This is a genomic window from Saccharopolyspora aridisoli (assembly GCF_004348445.1).
Lineage (GTDB): Bacteria > Actinomycetota > Actinomycetes > Mycobacteriales > Pseudonocardiaceae > Saccharopolyspora > Saccharopolyspora aridisoli.
Map to the genome: position 1 here is coordinate 83,177 of NZ_SMKV01000008.1, position 17,020 is coordinate 100,196.

A 17,020-nucleotide genomic window follows, 5' to 3' on the forward strand; every position below is an offset into this window, starting at 1 on the left:
ATTAGAATCTTCGACCATGAACTCGTTGCGCGTAGTGGGCGTTCGACCGGTGGATCGCACGTGACCGAGGTCCAGGATCCGTTCTCCGCGGCCACTTCGGTGCGTTCGCTCGGCGACGGCAGTTACGTCGCGAACCTCCACCCGGACTGGGCTGTCGGTGACAACCCGCACGGCGGGTACCTACTGGCACTGCTCACCAGAGCCGTCAGCGACGGCAGCGGGCTCGAACCGCTGTCGATCAGCGCGCAGTACCTGCGCCCGCCGCGGGTCGGGCCGGTGATGATCCGGTTGCAGGCGCTCAAGACCGGCAAGACCGTCACGGTGGTGCGCGCGGCGCTGGAGCAGCGCGGCCAGGTGTGCGTTGACGCGACGGTCACCGCGGGACGGATGCCCGCGGCCGAGCCGGAGTGGTCTGATCTGCCGTCCATGCCGGTCAACCCGCCGACGGACGCCATCGACCTCAGCCAGTCCACGAGGTTCTTCCACCTCGCGGAGGTCTGCGACATGCGGCTGGACCCGAACACGGCCGAGTTCCTCAACGGCGGCACCGGTGAGCCGCGCTACCGGATGTGGGTCAGGCCGCGCGAGGGCCAGCCAGATCTGCTGTTCGGCCTGGTCGCGGGGGATCTCACGGTCCCGGTCACGCTCAACATGGGCCGCTTCGGCTGGGCACCGACGGTGCAGCTGACCGCCTACCTGCGCGCCCACCCGGCCAACGGGTGGCTGCGCATGCTGGTCGACTGCCGTGCCGTGCACGGCCAGTGGTTCGACGAGGACGTCCAGGTCATCGACTCGGTCGGCCGCCTCATCTGCCAGGCCCGCCAGCTCGCCCTGTCCCCCTCCTGATGCGGGGCGAGGGCGGGCACGTCCGGATCTCGTCCCGCCCTCGCCGCCCCGATCAGGTGAGGTGGATGACGTCGAGATCGCCTTCGGAATGCTGCTTGCGGAGGCGCTTCTTGTCGAACTTGCCGACGCTGGTCTTCGGCGCCTCGGTGATGAACGTCCAGTACTCGGGCAGCTGCCAGCGCGCGACCGAACCGGACAGGAACTCGCGGAGGCCCGCCGCGTCGGCGGTCTCGCCCTCGCGCAGCACCACCGCCACCAGCGGGCGTTCCGACCACTTCTCGTCCGGAACTCCGATGACCATCGCCTCGGCCACCGCGGGGTGCGCCATGACCTGGTTCTCCAGCTCCACCGAGGAGATCCACTCACCGCCGGACTTGATGACGTCCTTGGCCCGGTCGGTCAGGTGCAGGAAGCCCTCGGGCGTCAGGTAGCCGACGTCGCCGGTGCGCAGCCAGCCGTCGTGGAACTTCTCCGGATCGTCGTCGCCGTAGTACGCCTCGGCGACCCACGGGCCGCGAACCTCCAGCTCGCCGATGCTCAGGCCGTCCCACTGCAGGATCCGGCCGTCGTCGTCGACCAGCCTCGCCTCCACCGAGGCGGGCAGCCGTCCCTGGCTCACGCGGTAGGGCCACTCGTCCTCGCCGGTCACTCCAGCGGGCGGCCGTGCGAGGCTGCCCAGCGGCGAGGTCTCGGTCATGCCCCAGGCGTGCACGACCGTGATGCCGTAGTCCTCCTGGAAGGTCCGCATCATCGTCGGCGGACACGCCGAACCGCCGATCACGACCTCGCGCAGCGAGGAGATGTCGTGGGGTTCCTTCGCCAGCTCCGCGAGCACGCCCTGCCAGATCGTCGGCACCGCCGCGGCCATCGTCGGGCGCTCGGCGGTCATCATCGCCACCAGCGGTTCGGGCTGCAGGAAACGGTCCGGCATGATCAGCGAGGCACCGACCATGAACGCCCCGTAGGGCAGGCCCCACGACATCGCGTGGAACATCGGCACCACCGCGAGGCCCCGGTCGCCCTGCTCGAGGGCCATGCCGTCGGTCATGCACACCTGCATCGAGTGCAGGTAGATGGAGCGGTGCGAGTAGACGACGCCCTTGGGGTTGGCGGTGGTCCCGGACGTGTAGCACATAGCCGCGGCGGAGCGCTCGTCCAGCTCGGGCCAGTCGAACTCCTCCGGCTGCCCGGCCAGCAGATCCGCGTAGCCGTGCACCTCGACGCCCGCGGGCGCCTCCAAGGCGCTCGCGTCACCGCCCACCACGACCGCGTGCCGGACGGTCTTCATCTCGGGCAGCAGCTTGGCGAACAGCGGCAGCAGGGTGTGGTCGACCAGCACCACGTGGTCCTCGGCGTGGTTGGCGACGTAGACCAGCTGCTCGGGGAACAGGCGGATGTTGAGGGTGTGCAGCACCGCGCCCATGGACGGCACCGCGAGGTAGGCGGTCAGGTGCTCGGCGTTGTTCCACATGAACGTGCCGACGCGCTGGTCGCCGGTGACGCCGAGTCCGCGCAGCGCGTGCGCCAGCCGCGCGGCTTCCCGGCCGATCTCGGCGTACCCGCTGCGCCGGGACTCGGCGCCGGTCCAGGTCACGACCTCGGCGGTGGCACCGTGCGGGCCTGTGCCCTGCCGCATGATCCGGGCGATCGAGAGGGGGCCGTCGTTCATCGTGCTCAACATGGTCGAAGCTCCTCCGCTGTGGGGGTCGCGTGGTGGCGGCGGGGTGAAAGACCTTCAGAATTGTGGTGCGGAACACGGTAGCCGCAGGTGCGGGCCAACGGGAGGGGTCGACACGCAGCGTGGTCTGGCACCCTGAGCCTCATGACGACCATCGCCGTGCTCGGAGCCGGAAAGATCGGAGAAGCCCTGCTCTCGGGCCTGATCAAAGCCGGACGAGCGCCGTCCGACCTGCTGTTCACCGAGCGCTTCCCGACCCGTGCCGAGGAGCTGACCAAGACCTACGGCATCTCGCACGTGGACGTGCCCACGGCGGTGGAGCGCGCGGACGTGATCGTGGTGGCGGTCAAGCCGCAGGACATCGAGCCGCTGCTGGACGAGATGGCGCCGAAGGTCCCGGGCGGCAAGCTGGTCGTGTCGCTGTGCGCCGGCCTGCCGACGAAGCTGTTCGAGCGCCGGCTGCCGGAGGGCACGGCGGTCGTCCGGGTCATGCCGAACACCCCGATGCTGGTTGGCGAGGCCATGGCCGCCATCTCCGGTGGCGCGCACGCCGCGGACCGGGACTTGGACCTGGTCGAGGAGCTGCTGGGCAGCGTCGGCAAGGTCGCGAGGGTTCCGGAGGGCCAGCAGGACGCGGTCACCGCGCTGTCGGGTTCCGGTCCGGCGTACTTCTTCTACCTGGTCGAGGCCATGATCGACGCTGGGATCCTGCTGGGCATCCCGCGGGCCACGGCCGCAGACCTCATCGTCCAGTCCGCGGTCGGCGCAGCGGCCATGCTCCGCGAGGGCGGCGGACACCCGGTCATGCTCCGCGAAGCGGTCACCTCCCCGGCGGGCACCACCATCGCCGGCATCCGCGAGCTGGAGAAGCACGGAGTCCGAGCAGCCCTCATCGACGCCATCGAAGCAGCCCGGGACCGCTCGGTCGAACTCGGCCGAGCCCACGAAGAGGACGACTGAGCACAGCCGGGCCGCGTCAGGCAACCGGCGAGCCGATTCTCTCCGCGCCCCAACCCCCGCAGCTTGCCGCCGCGGGTCTTCAGCGGCGTCGTGGCGAGTGCACCGCGACGCCGCGCTCAGGTACTCGAGGATCGGCGCGCGGAGTCCACCAAGCCGATCGAGCCCGGCCACCGCACCGCCACGAAAGGCGACCAACGAGCAAAAAGTCAACTCAACAATTGTCGTGTGTCCCGTTAGTCTCGGTGGAGCACGTGCGTGAGGTTTCCGGCGGGCGGGGAAGCCGCCGGGGGCGACACGTGTGGAGGGCACGGTGAAGCATGTCTGCGAACTCCGAACCCGGTCGCCAGGCACCGCCGAGCATGGGCCAGGTGCGGTTCCTCACCGTCGCCGAGGTGGCCAAGCTGATGCGGGTGTCGAAGATGACGGTGTACCGGCTCGTGCACGCAGGCGAGCTGCCCGCCGCCAGGGTGGGCCGCTCGTTCCGCGTCGCCGAGAAGGACGTCCACGCCTACCTCGAACACGCCTACTACGACGCGGGTTGAGCCGCTCGCGAAGATCACCCCCAGGCGCGCCCGGGGGTGATCGAACCCTGCTTGCCGGACCACGGCGGCAGGCCCGAGACCAGGGCGGGTAAAGTTTTGGGTTGGTCGTGCCTGATGCGCTCCTGGCAGCTGCTCCGGCACGGAAGACGTTCGAACCGCCGTCAAGAGTGAAGGAGTCCGCATGGGCTCGGTCATCAAGAAGCGCCGCAAGCGCATGTCCAAGAAGAAGCACCGCAAGCTGCTTCGCAAGACGCGGGTCCAGCGTCGCAAGTTGGGCAAGTGATCTGACAAAAGCCGCCGTCGACCCTCGGAGTCGACGGCGGTTTTGCTTGTTCGACCCCGCCCGGTAACGCCGGGATGACTGGTGGGAGGCGGGTCCGCCTGTAGCATCGATCTCGGGCGGCACTCCTTCGACTGCGCGGGGTAAACATGGGGCCGAACGTCGTGCTGGTGACGGGTGTGAGCCGCTTCCTGGGCGGCCACCTGGCGGCGCGGCTGGCGGCCGATCCGGCGATCGATCGGGTGCTGGGCGTGGACACGGTCCAGCCCGGTCGTGACCTGATGCGGCGGATGGGGCGCACCCAGTTCGTGCGCGCCGACATCCGCAACCCGCTGATCAGCAAGGTGATCAACAACGCCGGTGTCGACACCGTGGTGCACGCGGCGATCAACACGCACACGGGTCCCGGCGGCCGGGCGACGCTCAAGGACATGAACGTCATCGGCTCCATGCAACTGCTGGCGGCCTGCCAGCAGTCTCCGCGGGTCCGCAAGGTCGTGGTGCGCTCCACCTGCGCCGTCTACGGGTCCAGTTCGCGCGATCCCGCCGTGTTCACCGAGGACGTCGAGCCCAAGGACCTGCCGTCGTCCGGTTACGCCAAGGACGCCGTGGAGATCGAAGGCTACGTGCGCGGTTTCGGCCGCCGCCGGCCCGACGTGGACGTCACGACGCTGCGGTTCTCGAACCTGATCGGCCCGCGCATCGACGCGATGCTGTCCCGCTACTTCATGCTGCCGGTGGTGCCGACCGTCCTCGGTTTCGACGCGCGCTTCCAGCTGCTGCACTCCGAGGACGCGCTGGCCGTGCTGGAGCGCGCGACGCTGGGCGACAGGACCGGTGTCTACAACGTGGCCGGCGACGGGGTGCTGATGCTGTCGCAGGCGATCCGCCGCGCGGGCCGGGTGGCGCTGCCGCTGCCGAGCCCGTCGGTGCCCGCCGTGACGCAGCTGTTCCGCAGCGCCCGGCTGGTGGACTTCTCGCCGGAGCAGCTGCGCTTCCTCAACTTCGGCCGGGTGCTGGACACCACGCGGCTTCGTGAGACCTTCGGGTTCACCCCGCGCTGGACCACCCAGCAAGCGTTCGACGACTTCGTGCGCGGCCGCGGCCTGCGCCCGGTGGTGGAGCCGGAGAAGATCATGGCGCTGGAGCGGCGCGCCGGGGAACTGCTTTCGAGACCGCGGTGAGCGGGAGGCGAGACGGAGGCGCGATGGCCGATGCGCAGGTGATCCCGTTGCGACCGGAGAACGGCGTCCGGCCTCCTCCCACCCCGGACGAGCCGGGCTGGGAGGAGGCCGTCATCGACGTGCTCGCCTTCGCCCGGCGTCGGCTGCTCGGCGACTACCGCGTCGACGAGTTCGGCTTCGACGAGGAGCTCACCGACGAGGTCCTCCTGCGGATGATCCGCCCGTTCTACGACAAGTGGTTCCGGGTGGAGACCATCGGCGCGCACAACGTTCCCGATGACGGTGCGCTGGTCGTCGCCAACCACTCGGGCACCTTGCCGTGGGACGCGCTGATGACCACGGTCGCGCTGCACGACCACCACCCAGCCGAGCGGCACCTGCGGATGCTGGGCGCGGACCTGGTGTTCCGGATGCCGATGCTGGGCGCGTTGGCCCGCAAGGCCGGGCACACGCTGGCCTGCAACCCCGACGCCGAGCGGCTGCTGACCGGCGGGGAGATCGTCGGGGTGTGGCCGGAGGGCTTCAAGGGCATCGGCAAGCCGTTCAAGGACCGCTACAAGCTGCAGCGCTTCGGCCGCGGGGGTTTCGTCTCAGCCGCGCTGCGCACGGGCGCGCCGATCATCCCTTGCGCGATCGTGGGTGCCGAGGAGATCTACCCGAAGCTGGCGGACCTGAAGCCGATCGCCCGGCTGCTGGGCCTGCCCTACTTCCCGGTGACGCCGCTGTTCCCGCACTTCGGCCCGCTGGGCGCGGTGCCGCTTCCCTCGAAGTGGTACATCGAGTTCGGTGAGCCGATCGAGACCTCCGGGTACCCGGAGGGCGCGGCGGACGACCCGATGCTGGTGTTCAGCCTGTCCGACCAGGTCAGGGAGATTATCCAGCAGACGCTCTACCGGCTGCTGTCGCAGCGCACGAACGTCTTCCTGGGCTGAAGGCCACTCGGACTGATGATCCCGGGCCGTCGGGCGTGCGTGGTGCGCCGCCGCATGACGAGGATGTAGCGGGCCGGCGCGGCGGGCGGGGATGTCGCCGCGCCGGCCCATCCGCACCCCTAGTGCTGGAGGCGATCGACGGTGGCGGCGAAGCTCAACCCGTACCTGCAGTTCAACGGCGACGCCAGGCAGGCGTTGGAGTTCTACCAGTCGGTGCTCGGCGGGGATCTGACGTTGAACACCTACGGCCAGTTCGGTCAGGCCGACGGGCCGTCCGCGGACAAGATCATGCACGGCAACCTGATCACGCAGCTCGGTTTCACGCTGATGGCGGCCGATGCCCCGCCGGACACGCCCACCCAGTCCGGCAACAACTTCTCGATCAGCATCAGCGGCGAGGCGGCCGACGCCGACGCGCTGCGCGGCTACTTCGTCAAGCTGGCCGAAGGCGGACAGGTCCACGTCCCGCTGGAGAAGCAGATGTGGGGCGACGAGTTCGGGATGTGCACCGACCGACACGGCACCAACTGGATGGTCGACATCTCGGATTGACCGTCGTCGGCTCGCTCAGCGGTGCGGGTGGGTGACCTGGGCGTGTCGAATCGCGCGCTCGTCCTCAGGAGAATTCCCGGCGGTGCGGGTTGCCCTTGCGGGGTTGAGGAAGCGCCAGTGCCTGTGAGCGCTGGTCAGGAGCGGTCACGGCGGCGGTAGGCGAGGCCTGCTGCGACGGCGCCCGCTGCCGCGCCCGCGCCGAGCATGGAGTTGAGGCCGATGCGGACGGCCTTGCGCCCGGTGCGGAAGTCGCGGACCTCCCAGTCCCGGGCTCGGGCGATCTCGCGCAGCCGCTGGTCCGGGTTGACCGCCACGGCGGTGCCCACGACCGACAGCATCGGTATGTCGTTGGCCGAGTCGGAGTAGGCGGTGCAGCGGCGCAGGTCCAAGCCTTCGCTGGCGGCGATCGCGCGCACCGCGTGCGCCTTGGCGCGGCCGTGCAGCATCTCACCGACCAGGCGACCGGTGTAGGTGCCGTTCTCGCTCTCGGAGACCGTGCCCAGCGCGCCGGTCAGGCCGAGGCGCCGGGCGATGATCGAGGCCAGCTCGACGGGTGTCGCGGTGACCAGCCACACCCGCTGCCCGGCGTCGAGGTGCATCTGCGCGAGCGCGCGGGTGCCCGCCCAGATCCGGTCGGCCATCAGCTCGTCGTAGATCTCCTCGCTGAGGGTGACCAGCTCCTCGACGCTGCGCCCGGCGACGAAGGACAGCGCCTGCTCGCGGCTGGCCTGGATGTCCTGCGGGTTCTCCCGGCCACCGATCCGGAACTTCAGCTGCTGCCAGGCGAATCCGGCCAGGTCCCCCGGGTTGAAGAACTTCCGGGCGGCCAGGCCTCGCGCGAAGTGGAACAGCGAGGCGCCCATCATCATCGTGTTGTCGACGTCGAAGAACGCCGCCGCGGTGAGGTCCGGCGGCGTCGTGAGCGTGCCGTCCTGGACCGTGGCGGCTGCAACCGCCGCCTCGGCCGAGGCGCGACCTGCTACTTTCGCGCTGTCGATCTGCTCTGTGCTGGACGTGCGCATGCCGTTGTGGTCCGCGTCATCGGCCGAGCCCTGCCGTGTCGGCACCGCCGCGCCTCCCAGGGTCCTCCGGAGTGGTGGTGTGCGAAGTCCGTGATCCAACCGGCCCCGGTCCCGGGGGCGGCTGCCTCACAGCTTAAGACCTCGTCCGCGCCACGATTGCGCACCTCCGCCGGGATCGGCAAGCACTATCGGAGATCGTCGGGCAGGAGTTGCGCCAGCCTGCGGACCGCGCGGTGCTGCAGGGCCTTGACGGCGCCCTCGTTGCGTTGCATGGCGATGGCCGTTTCGGTCACCGACATGTCCTCGAGGAACCGCAGCCGGATGCATTCCCGCTGGTCGGGGTTGAGCTGGCGGATGCACTGCAGCAGCTCGTCGTTGGTGGCGTCGAGCAGAACCTGGTTCTCGGGACCGACGTGCGTGCCCTTGGAAGGCAGGTGGTCGGTGACCTCGGAGGTGGGGATCTCCAGGCGGTTCCGGCTCGACTTGATGTGGTCGAGTACGAGGTTCTTGGCGATGGTGATGAACCAGGCGGCCACGTCGCGGCCCTGGTAGCTGATCGAGGCGATGCGCCGCAGCGCCCGCAGGAAGGTCTCGCTGGTGATGTCCTCGGCCAGGCAGTGGTCGCTGACCCTGAACAGCACGTACCGGTAGACGGTCTGGGAGTACTCGTCGTAGAGCCTGCCGAAGGCGTCGTTGTCGCCTTGCTGCGCCGCGCTGACGTAGGCCCAGGTGTCCGGGGTGAACTTCTCGGTCGGCCAGCTGTCCGGCACGGAGACGTTCGTGCGCGTTGAACTCAACGGCCGCGGCGAGACGTGTTGAGTGAGGTCTGCGGTGTCGGGGGCGGGGGGTGTGAGCGTCTTGGGGCTGCTCATCTCCGGCGACCTCCTGCCTTCGTTGGCTTCACCGGCGCTGGTGGATCTGGGACGCATCGGGCCGGCAACCATGTCGTCGTGCCCGTGACGGGCACCTGATCCGGGGGCCGATCAGCTACGACGGGTCGCGCCGGTACCGCTCGATCGGGCCTTCACTCGACTGGCTAACGCTCACCGGGGTGGGCGTTGGAGCAGCAGCATACGTGTTGTTACTCGGAAGTAGGTAGATCTTTGCGGTGACGGTCCGGTCGCGCTCCGTGTTGTCCGCGCTGGATGACCATGATCACGCCGCGTGATTTTGCGCACGTGAGCTGCTCGGTCGGCGAGGTGAGCCCGGTCTCCGCGGCGCCACGGGCTGAGTAGGTTGGAAGTGCCGAAATTCTTCGAACGGCTCGCTGAGGAGGCGACGTGCACGAGGTGACCGTGATGTCCCGCGAGGGCTGCCACTCCTGCGTCGACGCGATCGCCGACGTGCGTCGCATCTGCGATGAGCTGGGCGTGGCGTGGTCGGTCAGCGATGTCGACACCGACTCGGAGCTGCGCGCCGAGTACGGCGACCGCGTCCCGGTGATCTTGATCGATGGAGTCGAGCACGGTTTCTGGAAGGTCGAGGAAGAGCGCTTCCGCCGCGCGCTGCGGAACTGACCCGTCTCGGAGCCCGGCGACGTCGGTCACGTGCCCTGTACCACCCGTTTTGGCACTTCAGGGGGGTATCCGCAATGATGGCGGGGAAGGTTCGCGCCTCCGGTGCGCTCACCCCCGCCGACTTTGTGCATGCATTCACAAATGGCTACGGTGTAAGGGTCGTGCCGCCGGGACTCCCCGTCGGATTTTCCGGCGCGGAACAGCGGGTCGGGTGGTTCCGCCTCACCGTTTCCCCGGTGTTCGCACCACTTCGGTGCCGCCCGAGGCGCAGACCACCAGCAGGCGAGGGAGATCCAGCGTGACGGCCCAAGGAGCGGACGTGCCAGAAGGAGACGGGCAGACCACTGCCCGGACCGCTGCGTCCTCGGGGGCGTCGAACGGGGCCGCCGACCCCAACGGCACCTCCATCGCCGTCCCGGCCGCCCGCGAGCGCGCCCGTTCCATCCCGGAAGCGGCCGTCGCCCGGCTCGCGGTCTACCTGCGCGCCCTGTCCGCGCTCGCCGAGCAGGACATCACCACGGTCTCCAGCGAAGAGCTCGCCACCGCGGCCGGCGTCAACTCCGCCAAGCTGCGCAAGGACCTCTCCTACATCGGCTCCTACGGCACCCGCGGCGTCGGCTACGAGGTCGAGGTGCTGATCGGCCAGATCGAGCGGACGCTCGGCCTGACCCGCAAGCACAGCGTCGCCGTGGTCGGGATCGGCAACCTCGGGCACGCGCTGGCCAACTACGGCGGATTCCCGGGTCGGGGATTCCCGGTCTCGGCGCTGTTCGACCTCGACGACGACCTGGTCGGTGTACCGGTCGGCGGCATCCCGGTGAGCCACATCGACGACATCGTCGAGGTGTGCTCGGAGCGCGAGGTCACCATCGGCGTCATCGCCACCCCCACCCAGGGCGCGCAGGAGGTCTGCGACCGCTTGGTGGCCGGCGGCGTCATGTGCATCCTGAACTTCGCCCCGATCGTGCTGCAGGTCCCCGAGCACGTCGAGGTGCGCAAGGTCGACCTGGCGGTGGAGATGCAGATCCTTTCCTTCCACGTGGCCCGACGGCAGCAGGAAGCCGCGAACGCGGTCGACGCCGCGGCGTCCGACGGCGGACCGCCGGGCGGCGGCGCGGGGCTTCCGGGTGAGATCGATTCGGCGAACAGGATGGTGGAACGGCTGTGAACCTGCTCACCGTCGGGATTTCCCACCACAGCGCACCGGTCCGGGTCCTGGAGCGGGTCGCCATCAGTGGTGCGGACATCAACAAGATCCTCGACGAGCTCGTGCTGCGCGAGCACATCGCCGAGGCGTTCGTGATCTCCACCTGCAACCGGGTCGAGATCTACGCGCTGGCCGAGACCTTCCACGGCGGCCTGGGTGACGTGACGGCCGTGCTGTCGCGCCACTCCGGAACCGAGGTCGGTGAACTCGCCGACCACCTCTACGTCTACTACGCCGGCGCCGCCGTCGAGCACCTGTTCTCGGTGTCGTCCGGGCTGGACTCGATGGTCGTCGGAGAAGCGCAGATCCTCGGCCAGCTGCGTCAGGCCTACGGAACCGCCGACGAGCGCGGCACCGTCGGCAAGACGCTGCACGAGCTGGCGCAGCAGGCGTTGCGCGTCGGCAAGCGCGTGCACAGCGAGACCGGCATCGACAACGAGGGCGCTTCGGTGGTCTCGGAGGCCCTGGCCGACGCCGAGGCCGCGCTCGACGGCCTCGAAGGCAAGAGCGCGCTGCTGGTGGGTGCCGGTTCGATGGGCGGCCTGACCGCCGCGCAGCTCAAGCGAGCGGACATCGGTCGCGTCGTCATCGCCAACCGCACCGCCGCCAACGGCGAGCGGCTGGCCGAGTCCCTGCGCGCCGACGGCGTGGACGCCGGCACCGCGGACCTCTCGAACCTGGCCGACGCGATCGCCGCGGCGGACCTGCTGGTCGCCTGCACCGGCGCGGTCGGTGCCGTGGTGACCGAAGAGGTCGTCTCCGCAGCGCTGGTGGTCCGGGACGACCGGCCGCTGCTGTGCTGCGACCTGGGGCTCCCGCGCGACATCGCTGCCGAGGTCGGCGACCTGCCCGGTGTCACCGTCGTTGACCTGGCCAGCCTGCAGCACCGGTTGTCGGCCAAGCAGGGCGGCAACGAGTCCGACCGGGCCGCCGAGATCGTCGCCGAGGAGGTGCGCGGCTACCTGGCCGCGCAGCGCTCGGCCGAGGTGACCCCCACGGTCACCGCGCTGCGCAAGCGCGCCGCCGAGGTCGTCGACAGCGAACTGCTGCGACTGGACTCGCGGCTTCCCGACATCGACGCGCCGACGCGGGAGGAGCTCAGCCGCACGGTGCGCCGCGTGGTGGACAAGCTCCTGCACGCGCCGACCGTCCGCGTCAAGCAACTCGCGTCGCAGCCGGGTGGTTCCGGCTACGCCGACGCACTCCGTGAGCTCTTCGAGCTCGACCCGCAGGCCGCTGCGGTGATCGGCACCCCGCTAGCCGAGGAGAACCTCCCAGGCGGGGTCACGGTCGCCCAGGCGCTGCTGCGCGGCCGGGCGGAACAGGACGGTGAGGACCGTTGAACAAGACCCTCCGGATCGGCACCCGCGGAAGCGCGCTCGCGATGGCGCAGAGCACGTGGGTCGCCGAACAGCTGGAGGCGGCCGGCTACCCGACCCAGCTGGTGGCCGTCGAGACCCCCGGTGACCAGTCGACGGCCCCGATCGCCGAGATCGGCGTCGGCGTGTTCACCTCCGCGGTGCGCGAAGCGCTCGTGAACGACGAGGTCGACGTGGCCATCCACTCCTGCAAAGACCTGCCGACCGAACCGGACCCCCGGTTGTCGCTGGCCGCTGTCCCGGTCCGGGAGGACCCGAGGGACGCGCTGGTGGCACGGGACGGTCTGACGCTCGGCGAACTGCCCCCGGGGTCCGTTGTGGGCACCGGTTCGCCGCGCCGCGCCAGTCAGCTCCGGGCCGCGGGCCTGGGGCTGGAGGTGCGCGGCATCCGCGGCAATGTGGACACCCGAATGCGCAAGGTGACAGACGGCGAGCTGGACGCCGTCGTCCTCGCCCGCGCCGGGCTGGCCCGGGTGGGCCGGCTTTCGGTGATCACGGAAACGCTCGATCCACTGCAGATGCTGCCCGCGCCCGCTCAGGGCGCGCTCGCAGTGGAATGCCGCGTCAACGACGTGGACACAGAGCACTTGCTGCAGTCCGTTTTGGACGATCAGGCCAGCCGCGCCGCGGTTGCCGCCGAACGCGCTGTGCTGGCCCGGCTCGAAGCCGGCTGCCACGCGCCGGTCGGCGCGCTGGCCGAAGTGGTGGAGGACCTCGACGACGACGGGCGCGTGGCGCTGCGCCTGTCCCTTCGTGGAGTGGTAGCGACCGACGACGATGTCCTGGTCCGCGCTTCCGCCACTGGTGAGACGACCGCCGCAGAGCAGCTTGGCCTGGAACTGGCCGATGAGCTGCTCGAAGCCAGGGCCGCTTTGCTCAGCGGTCCCGGCAGTAGTTGATGGGGAGTGCCCTGATGACCCGAGCACGTAAGACCCCCGGACGGATTGCTTTCGTGGGTTCCGGTCCCGGTGACGCGGGACTTCTCACCGTTCGGGGCCGGGATGTGATCGCCCGCGCTTCGCTGCTGGTGACCGACCCGGACGTACCCGCCGACATCGTCGCGATGGCCGCCGAGGGGGCGGAAGTTCGCCCCGCCGTCGGCGATCCTTCCGACGTGGCCAAGGACCTGGTGAACGAGGCCGACACAGGCCGCAACGTGGTGCGCCTGGTCGCCGGTGACCCGCTCACCGCCGACGCGGTGGTCCGCGAGACGCAGGAGGTCTCCAAGACCGAGGCTCCGTTCGACGTCATCCCCGGTGTCTCCGGCGGCAGCGCGGTTCCGGCCTACGCCGGCATCGCGCTGGGCGCGGTGCACACCGAGGTCGACGTCCGCGGTGATGCCGACTGGCCGGCGCTGGCCGGTGTGCCCGGCGCGCTGGTGCTGCACACCACCGGCAGCCACCTCGCCGAAGCCGCTTCGCGGTTGGTCGAGCACGGCCGTCCGGCGACCACCCCGGTCGCGGTGACCGCCTCCGGAACCACGGTGCAGCAGCGCACCATCGACACCACGTTGGCTTCGCTCGCCGCCGACGCCGGCGAGCTGCAGGGCCACCTGGTGGTGACGATCGGCGACATCGTCTCCGAGCGCAGCAAGCTGTCCTGGTGGGAGTCCCGAGCCCTGTACGGCTGGAAGATCCTGGTGCCGCGCACCAAGGAGCAGGCCGGCGTGATGAGCGAGCGGTTGTGGTCGCACGGTGCGGTGTCGCACGAGGTGCCGACCATCTCCGTGGAGCCGCCGCGCAGCCCCGCTCAGATGGAGCGCGCGGTCAAGGGCCTGGTCGACGGCCGCTACCAGTGGGTCGTGTTCACCTCGGCGAACGCGGTCCGCGCGGTGTGGGAGAAGTTCGCGGAGTTCGGCCTGGACGCCCGCGCGTTCTCCGGTGTGAAGATCGCCTGCGTCGGCGAGGCCACTGCGGAGAAGGTGCGCGCCTTCGGCATCTTCCCGGAGCTGCTGCCCTCGGGCGACCAGTCGAGCGAGGGCTTGCTGCAGGAGTTCCCGCCGCACGACGACATACTGGACCCGGTTGACCGGGTGCTGCTGCCGCGCGCCGACATCGCCACCGAGACGCTGTCGGCTGGGCTGCAGGAGCGCGGCTGGGAGGTCGACGACGTGACGGCCTACCGCACCGTCCGCGCCGCTCCGCCGCCCGCGGAAACCCGCGAGATGATCAAGACCGGTGGTTTCGACGCGGTCTGCTTCACCTCGTCCTCCACGGTCCGCAACCTCGTCGGCATCGCGGGCAAGCCGCACGCCCGCACGCTCGTCGCCTGCATCGGGCCGAACACGGCCGAAACGGCGAAGGAGTTCGGTCTGCGGGTCGACGTCCAGCCCGAGGCCCCCCGGGTCGAGGAGCTGGTCGACGCCCTCGCCGCTCACGCGGCCCGCCTCCGCGCGGAAGGCGCGCTGCCGCCTCCGCGCAAGGCCAAGCGAGCCCGCCGGAGCTGATCCGGCGCGGCGTCGAAAGCCGATCGAGACCTCGAAGGGCGCCCAGGACACCACGTCCAGGCGCCCTTCGGCACCTCACCGGGACGGACACCGCTGTTGAAGTCCTTCGGGAGGGGTCTGGCGACCGCCTCGGGTTGAGGGGACGATCACGGTCGGGTGAGGTCTCCGGGAGTCTGAATTCACGGAGTGGTTACGCTCGGGGAGTCACCCCGCCTAGTCAGCTTGGGGAGCCGCTGTTATGTATCCGACGAGCCGTCCCCGTCGACTCCGCCGCAACCCGGCGGTGCGTCGGCTGGTTTCCGAGACCTCCGTGGAGCCGCGGCACCTGGTGCTGCCGATGTTCGTCCGCGAAGGGGCCTCCGAGCCGGTGCCGATCAAGTCCATGCCCGGGGTCGTGCAGCACACCCGCGACTCGCTGAAGAAGGCCGCGGCCGAGGCGGTCAGCGCGGGCGTCGGTGGGCTGATGCTCTTCGGGGTGCCGGAGGAGCACGACGCGGACGGGTCCGGCGCGGTCGATCCCGACGGGATCCTCAACGTCGCGCTGCGCGACCTGCGCTCCGAGGTCGGCGACAGCACGGTGCTGATGGCCGACCTGTGCCTGGACGAGTTCACCGATCACGGCCACTGCGGCGTGCTGGACGAGGACGGCAACGTCGACAACGACCGCACGCTGCAGATCTACGGCGAGATGGCCGTGGTGCAGGCGCAGTCCGGTGCCCACGTGGTCGGGCCGAGCGGCATGATGGACGGTCAGGTCGGCGTGATTCGGGATTCGCTGGACGCCACCGGCTTCGACGACGTGTCGATCTTGGCCTACTCCGCGAAGTACGCCTCGGCGTTCTTCGGCCCGTTCCGCGAGGCCGTCGACTCCCAGCTCAAGGGCGACCGCAAGACCTACCAGCAGGACCCGGCCAACGGCCGCGAAGCCCTGCGCGAAGCGGACCTGGACCTGGCCGAGGGCGCCGACATGGTGATGGTCAAGCCGGCCATGTCCTACCTGGACGTGCTGCGGGACATCGCCGGTGTCGCCGACGTCCCGGTCGCCGCCTACCAGGTGTCCGGCGAGTACGCGATGATCGAGGCGGCGGTGGCCAACGGCTGGCTCGAACGGCAGCGCACGGTGCTCGAGGCGCTGACCTCGATCCGCCGCGCGGGCGCGGACGTCGTGCTCACCTACTGGGCCACCGAAGCCGCGCAGTGGCTGCAGGACGCGCGCGCATGACCGACTTGGAGCAGCGGGTGGACGCCTTCGGCCGACCGGTCCCGCCGCCGGAACCCCCCGAGCCGCCGCAGGCGCTGCAGACCGCGCGGTGGCTGTGGATCGGTGCCGTGCTGGTCGGCGTGGTGCAGGCGTTCGTCCAGCTCCTCGACCGGCAACGGCTGATCGGCGAGCTCCGCCAGCTGCAACCCGAGATGACCCAGACCGACCTGGACGCCGCCGCCAACAGCGGCATCATGTTCACCTTCATGTTCAAGGCGTTGACGTTGATGGTGTACGTGCTGCTGTGCAAGCGGATGCTGGAGGGTCGCAACTGGGGTCGGATCACGCTCGCGGTGTTCGGCGGTTTCGGCGTGTTCAACGCCGTGATCACCGTGCTGACGGTGTCGCTGGTCGGTCCCGCGCTGATCAAGCAGCTGACCGGGATGACCGTGAGCGGCGTCGACGTGGTGTTCGCGGTGCTGGTGGCCGCGGTCGAGGTCGCGGCGATCGTGTTCATGTACCGGCCCGAGGCCAACCGGTTCTTCCGCGAGTCCCGACGCTTCCGCCCGCAACCGCCCCGTAACGTGTGGTGACCATTCGGTGGACACGGCCTCGGCCTGTTCCTAGGCTGACCTGGTGACGCCGCCAGACGCAGTCAACCCGTACGGCGCTGCCCCACCGCCACCGCCGGAACGGCCGCCGGGGTCGCAGCGCCCGCGCACGATCGACAACTCGTTCTGGGCGGGGATCGCCAGCCCGGTCGTCGGGTTCGTGATGTTCGCGCTGGCGTTCGCGACGATCAGCGACGCCGAGCTGCAGATGGTCCTCAACCAGGCGGGAGCGACCGGTCAGCCGGCGCTCAGCCTCGATCAGGCCCGCTCCTTGTTCCAGGTCGCGATCGCGATCGCGGTGGTGTTCTGCTTGGTTCTGGCCGGCTTGTGGATCATGTTCCTGATCTTCATGCGCAACGGCCGCAACTGGGCCCGCGTTGTGATCACGGTGGTCGGCGCGCTGTGGTTCCTGCTGACGATCCCCACGGTCATCGGGGGCGCGGCAGGCGGGATCGCCACGGTCCTCGTCGCCGTCCTCCAGCTCGCGACGATCGCCGCCACCATCGTCTACGCCTACCTGGCTCCCTCGAACCAGTACCTCCAGCCCCGCTGACCCACCTGGTTGCTCCGCTTGCCGGACCCGGGTGGTGATGTGAACGTCCTCTTCGCGGTACTTGACCTGAACCGGTGGACAGGGGTATCGGCTGGTTCCTAGGGTTCGTG

Annotated in this window: 18 protein-coding genes; 15 read left to right on the forward strand and 3 right to left on the reverse strand. The window is 69.9% G+C overall.

Annotated elements, in window-relative coordinates:
- Window positions 1–60 precede the first annotated feature (60 nt).
- Window positions 61–846: a thioesterase family protein gene (locus E1161_RS08665; RefSeq protein ID WP_132621419.1), complete on the forward strand. Its 786-nt coding sequence runs from the start codon at window positions 61–63 to the stop codon at window positions 844–846.
- Between the two features lie 52 nt (window positions 847–898).
- Here E1161_RS08665 and E1161_RS08670 read toward each other — a convergent pair whose 3' ends face one another.
- The gene (locus tag E1161_RS08670; protein ID WP_132621421.1) at window positions 899–2,527 is read right to left on the reverse strand and encodes a long-chain fatty acid--CoA ligase; all 1,629 of its coding nucleotides are present in this window, start codon (window positions 2,525–2,527) and stop codon (window positions 899–901) included.
- A gap of 141 nt (window positions 2,528–2,668) precedes the next feature.
- On the opposite strand from E1161_RS08670, the gene proC reads away from it, so the two are divergent.
- From proC to E1161_RS08700, 6 genes are all read left to right on the forward strand, one after another.
- The gene (gene proC, locus E1161_RS08675) at window positions 2,669–3,484 is read left to right on the forward strand and encodes a pyrroline-5-carboxylate reductase (protein ID WP_132621423.1); all 816 of its coding nucleotides are present in this window, start codon (window positions 2,669–2,671) and stop codon (window positions 3,482–3,484) included.
- A gap of 317 nt (window positions 3,485–3,801) precedes the next feature.
- On the forward strand, window positions 3,802–4,026 hold the full coding sequence (locus tag E1161_RS08680; protein ID WP_132621425.1) for a helix-turn-helix domain-containing protein: 225 nt from the start codon (window positions 3,802–3,804) through the stop codon (window positions 4,024–4,026).
- 181 nt (window positions 4,027–4,207) lie between these two features.
- Window positions 4,208–4,309 (forward strand): 30S ribosomal protein bS22, encoded by a 102-nt coding sequence (locus tag E1161_RS08685; protein WP_010241351.1) that lies wholly within the window; start codon window positions 4,208–4,210, stop codon window positions 4,307–4,309.
- A 146-nt stretch (window positions 4,310–4,455) separates the two neighbouring features.
- The gene (locus tag E1161_RS08690) at window positions 4,456–5,490 is read left to right on the forward strand and encodes an NAD-dependent epimerase/dehydratase family protein (RefSeq protein ID WP_132621427.1); all 1,035 of its coding nucleotides are present in this window, start codon (window positions 4,456–4,458) and stop codon (window positions 5,488–5,490) included.
- Window positions 5,491–5,513: 23 nt separating this feature from the next.
- Entirely contained in the window at window positions 5,514–6,422 is a 909-nt protein-coding gene (locus tag E1161_RS08695) for a lysophospholipid acyltransferase family protein (protein ID WP_132621429.1), read from the forward strand.
- A 141-nt stretch (window positions 6,423–6,563) separates the two neighbouring features.
- Window positions 6,564–6,974: a VOC family protein gene (locus E1161_RS08700; protein WP_132621431.1), complete on the forward strand. Its 411-nt coding sequence runs from the start codon at window positions 6,564–6,566 to the stop codon at window positions 6,972–6,974.
- Window positions 6,975–7,108: 134 nt separating this feature from the next.
- On the opposite strand, the gene E1161_RS08705 is transcribed toward E1161_RS08700, so the two are convergent.
- Both E1161_RS08705 and E1161_RS08710 read right to left on the reverse strand, forming a co-directional pair.
- Window positions 7,109–7,996, reverse strand: a complete 888-nt coding sequence (locus tag E1161_RS08705) for an HAD family hydrolase (protein WP_132621627.1) — start codon at window positions 7,994–7,996, stop codon at window positions 7,109–7,111.
- A gap of 185 nt (window positions 7,997–8,181) precedes the next feature.
- Window positions 8,182–8,868: a sigma-70 family RNA polymerase sigma factor gene (locus E1161_RS08710; RefSeq protein WP_132621433.1), complete on the reverse strand. Its 687-nt coding sequence runs from the start codon at window positions 8,866–8,868 to the stop codon at window positions 8,182–8,184.
- 426 nt (window positions 8,869–9,294) lie between these two features.
- Here E1161_RS08710 and E1161_RS08715 point away from each other — a divergent pair, with 426 nt between their 5' ends.
- The 8 genes from E1161_RS08715 to E1161_RS08750 all read left to right on the forward strand — a co-directional run bounded on the left by E1161_RS08715 (window position 9,295) and on the right by E1161_RS08750 (window position 16,910).
- A complete protein-coding gene (locus E1161_RS08715; protein ID WP_132621629.1) occupies window positions 9,295–9,513 on the forward strand; it encodes a glutaredoxin family protein in 219 nt (72 codons plus the stop codon).
- Between the two features lie 298 nt (window positions 9,514–9,811).
- Window positions 9,812–10,681: a redox-sensing transcriptional repressor Rex gene (locus E1161_RS08720; RefSeq protein ID WP_132621435.1), complete on the forward strand. Its 870-nt coding sequence runs from the start codon at window positions 9,812–9,814 to the stop codon at window positions 10,679–10,681.
- Window positions 10,678–12,063: a glutamyl-tRNA reductase gene (locus E1161_RS08725; protein ID WP_132621437.1), complete on the forward strand. Its 1,386-nt coding sequence runs from the start codon at window positions 10,678–10,680 to the stop codon at window positions 12,061–12,063. Before E1161_RS08720 ends, E1161_RS08725 begins: the two co-directional genes overlap by 4 nt.
- Window positions 12,060–12,998 (forward strand): hydroxymethylbilane synthase, encoded by a 939-nt coding sequence (gene hemC / locus E1161_RS08730; protein WP_132621439.1) that lies wholly within the window; start codon window positions 12,060–12,062, stop codon window positions 12,996–12,998. Before E1161_RS08725 ends, hemC begins: the two co-directional genes overlap by 4 nt.
- Before the next feature lie 14 nt (window positions 12,999–13,012).
- A complete protein-coding gene (locus E1161_RS08735) occupies window positions 13,013–14,545 on the forward strand; it encodes a bifunctional uroporphyrinogen-III C-methyltransferase/uroporphyrinogen-III synthase (protein ID WP_132621441.1) in 1,533 nt (510 codons plus the stop codon).
- A 238-nt stretch (window positions 14,546–14,783) separates the two neighbouring features.
- Window positions 14,784–15,767 carry a porphobilinogen synthase gene (hemB, locus tag E1161_RS08740; protein WP_132621443.1) on the forward strand — a complete coding sequence of 328 codons (984 nt, stop codon included), beginning with the start codon at window positions 14,784–14,786 and terminating at the stop codon, window positions 15,765–15,767.
- The gene (locus tag E1161_RS08745; RefSeq protein WP_132621445.1) at window positions 15,764–16,339 is read left to right on the forward strand and encodes a hypothetical protein; all 576 of its coding nucleotides are present in this window, start codon (window positions 15,764–15,766) and stop codon (window positions 16,337–16,339) included. Before hemB ends, E1161_RS08745 begins: the two co-directional genes overlap by 4 nt.
- A gap of 43 nt (window positions 16,340–16,382) precedes the next feature.
- Window positions 16,383–16,910, forward strand: a complete 528-nt coding sequence (locus E1161_RS08750) for a hypothetical protein (RefSeq protein WP_235874888.1) — start codon at window positions 16,383–16,385, stop codon at window positions 16,908–16,910.
- Window positions 16,911–17,020 lie beyond the last annotated feature (110 nt).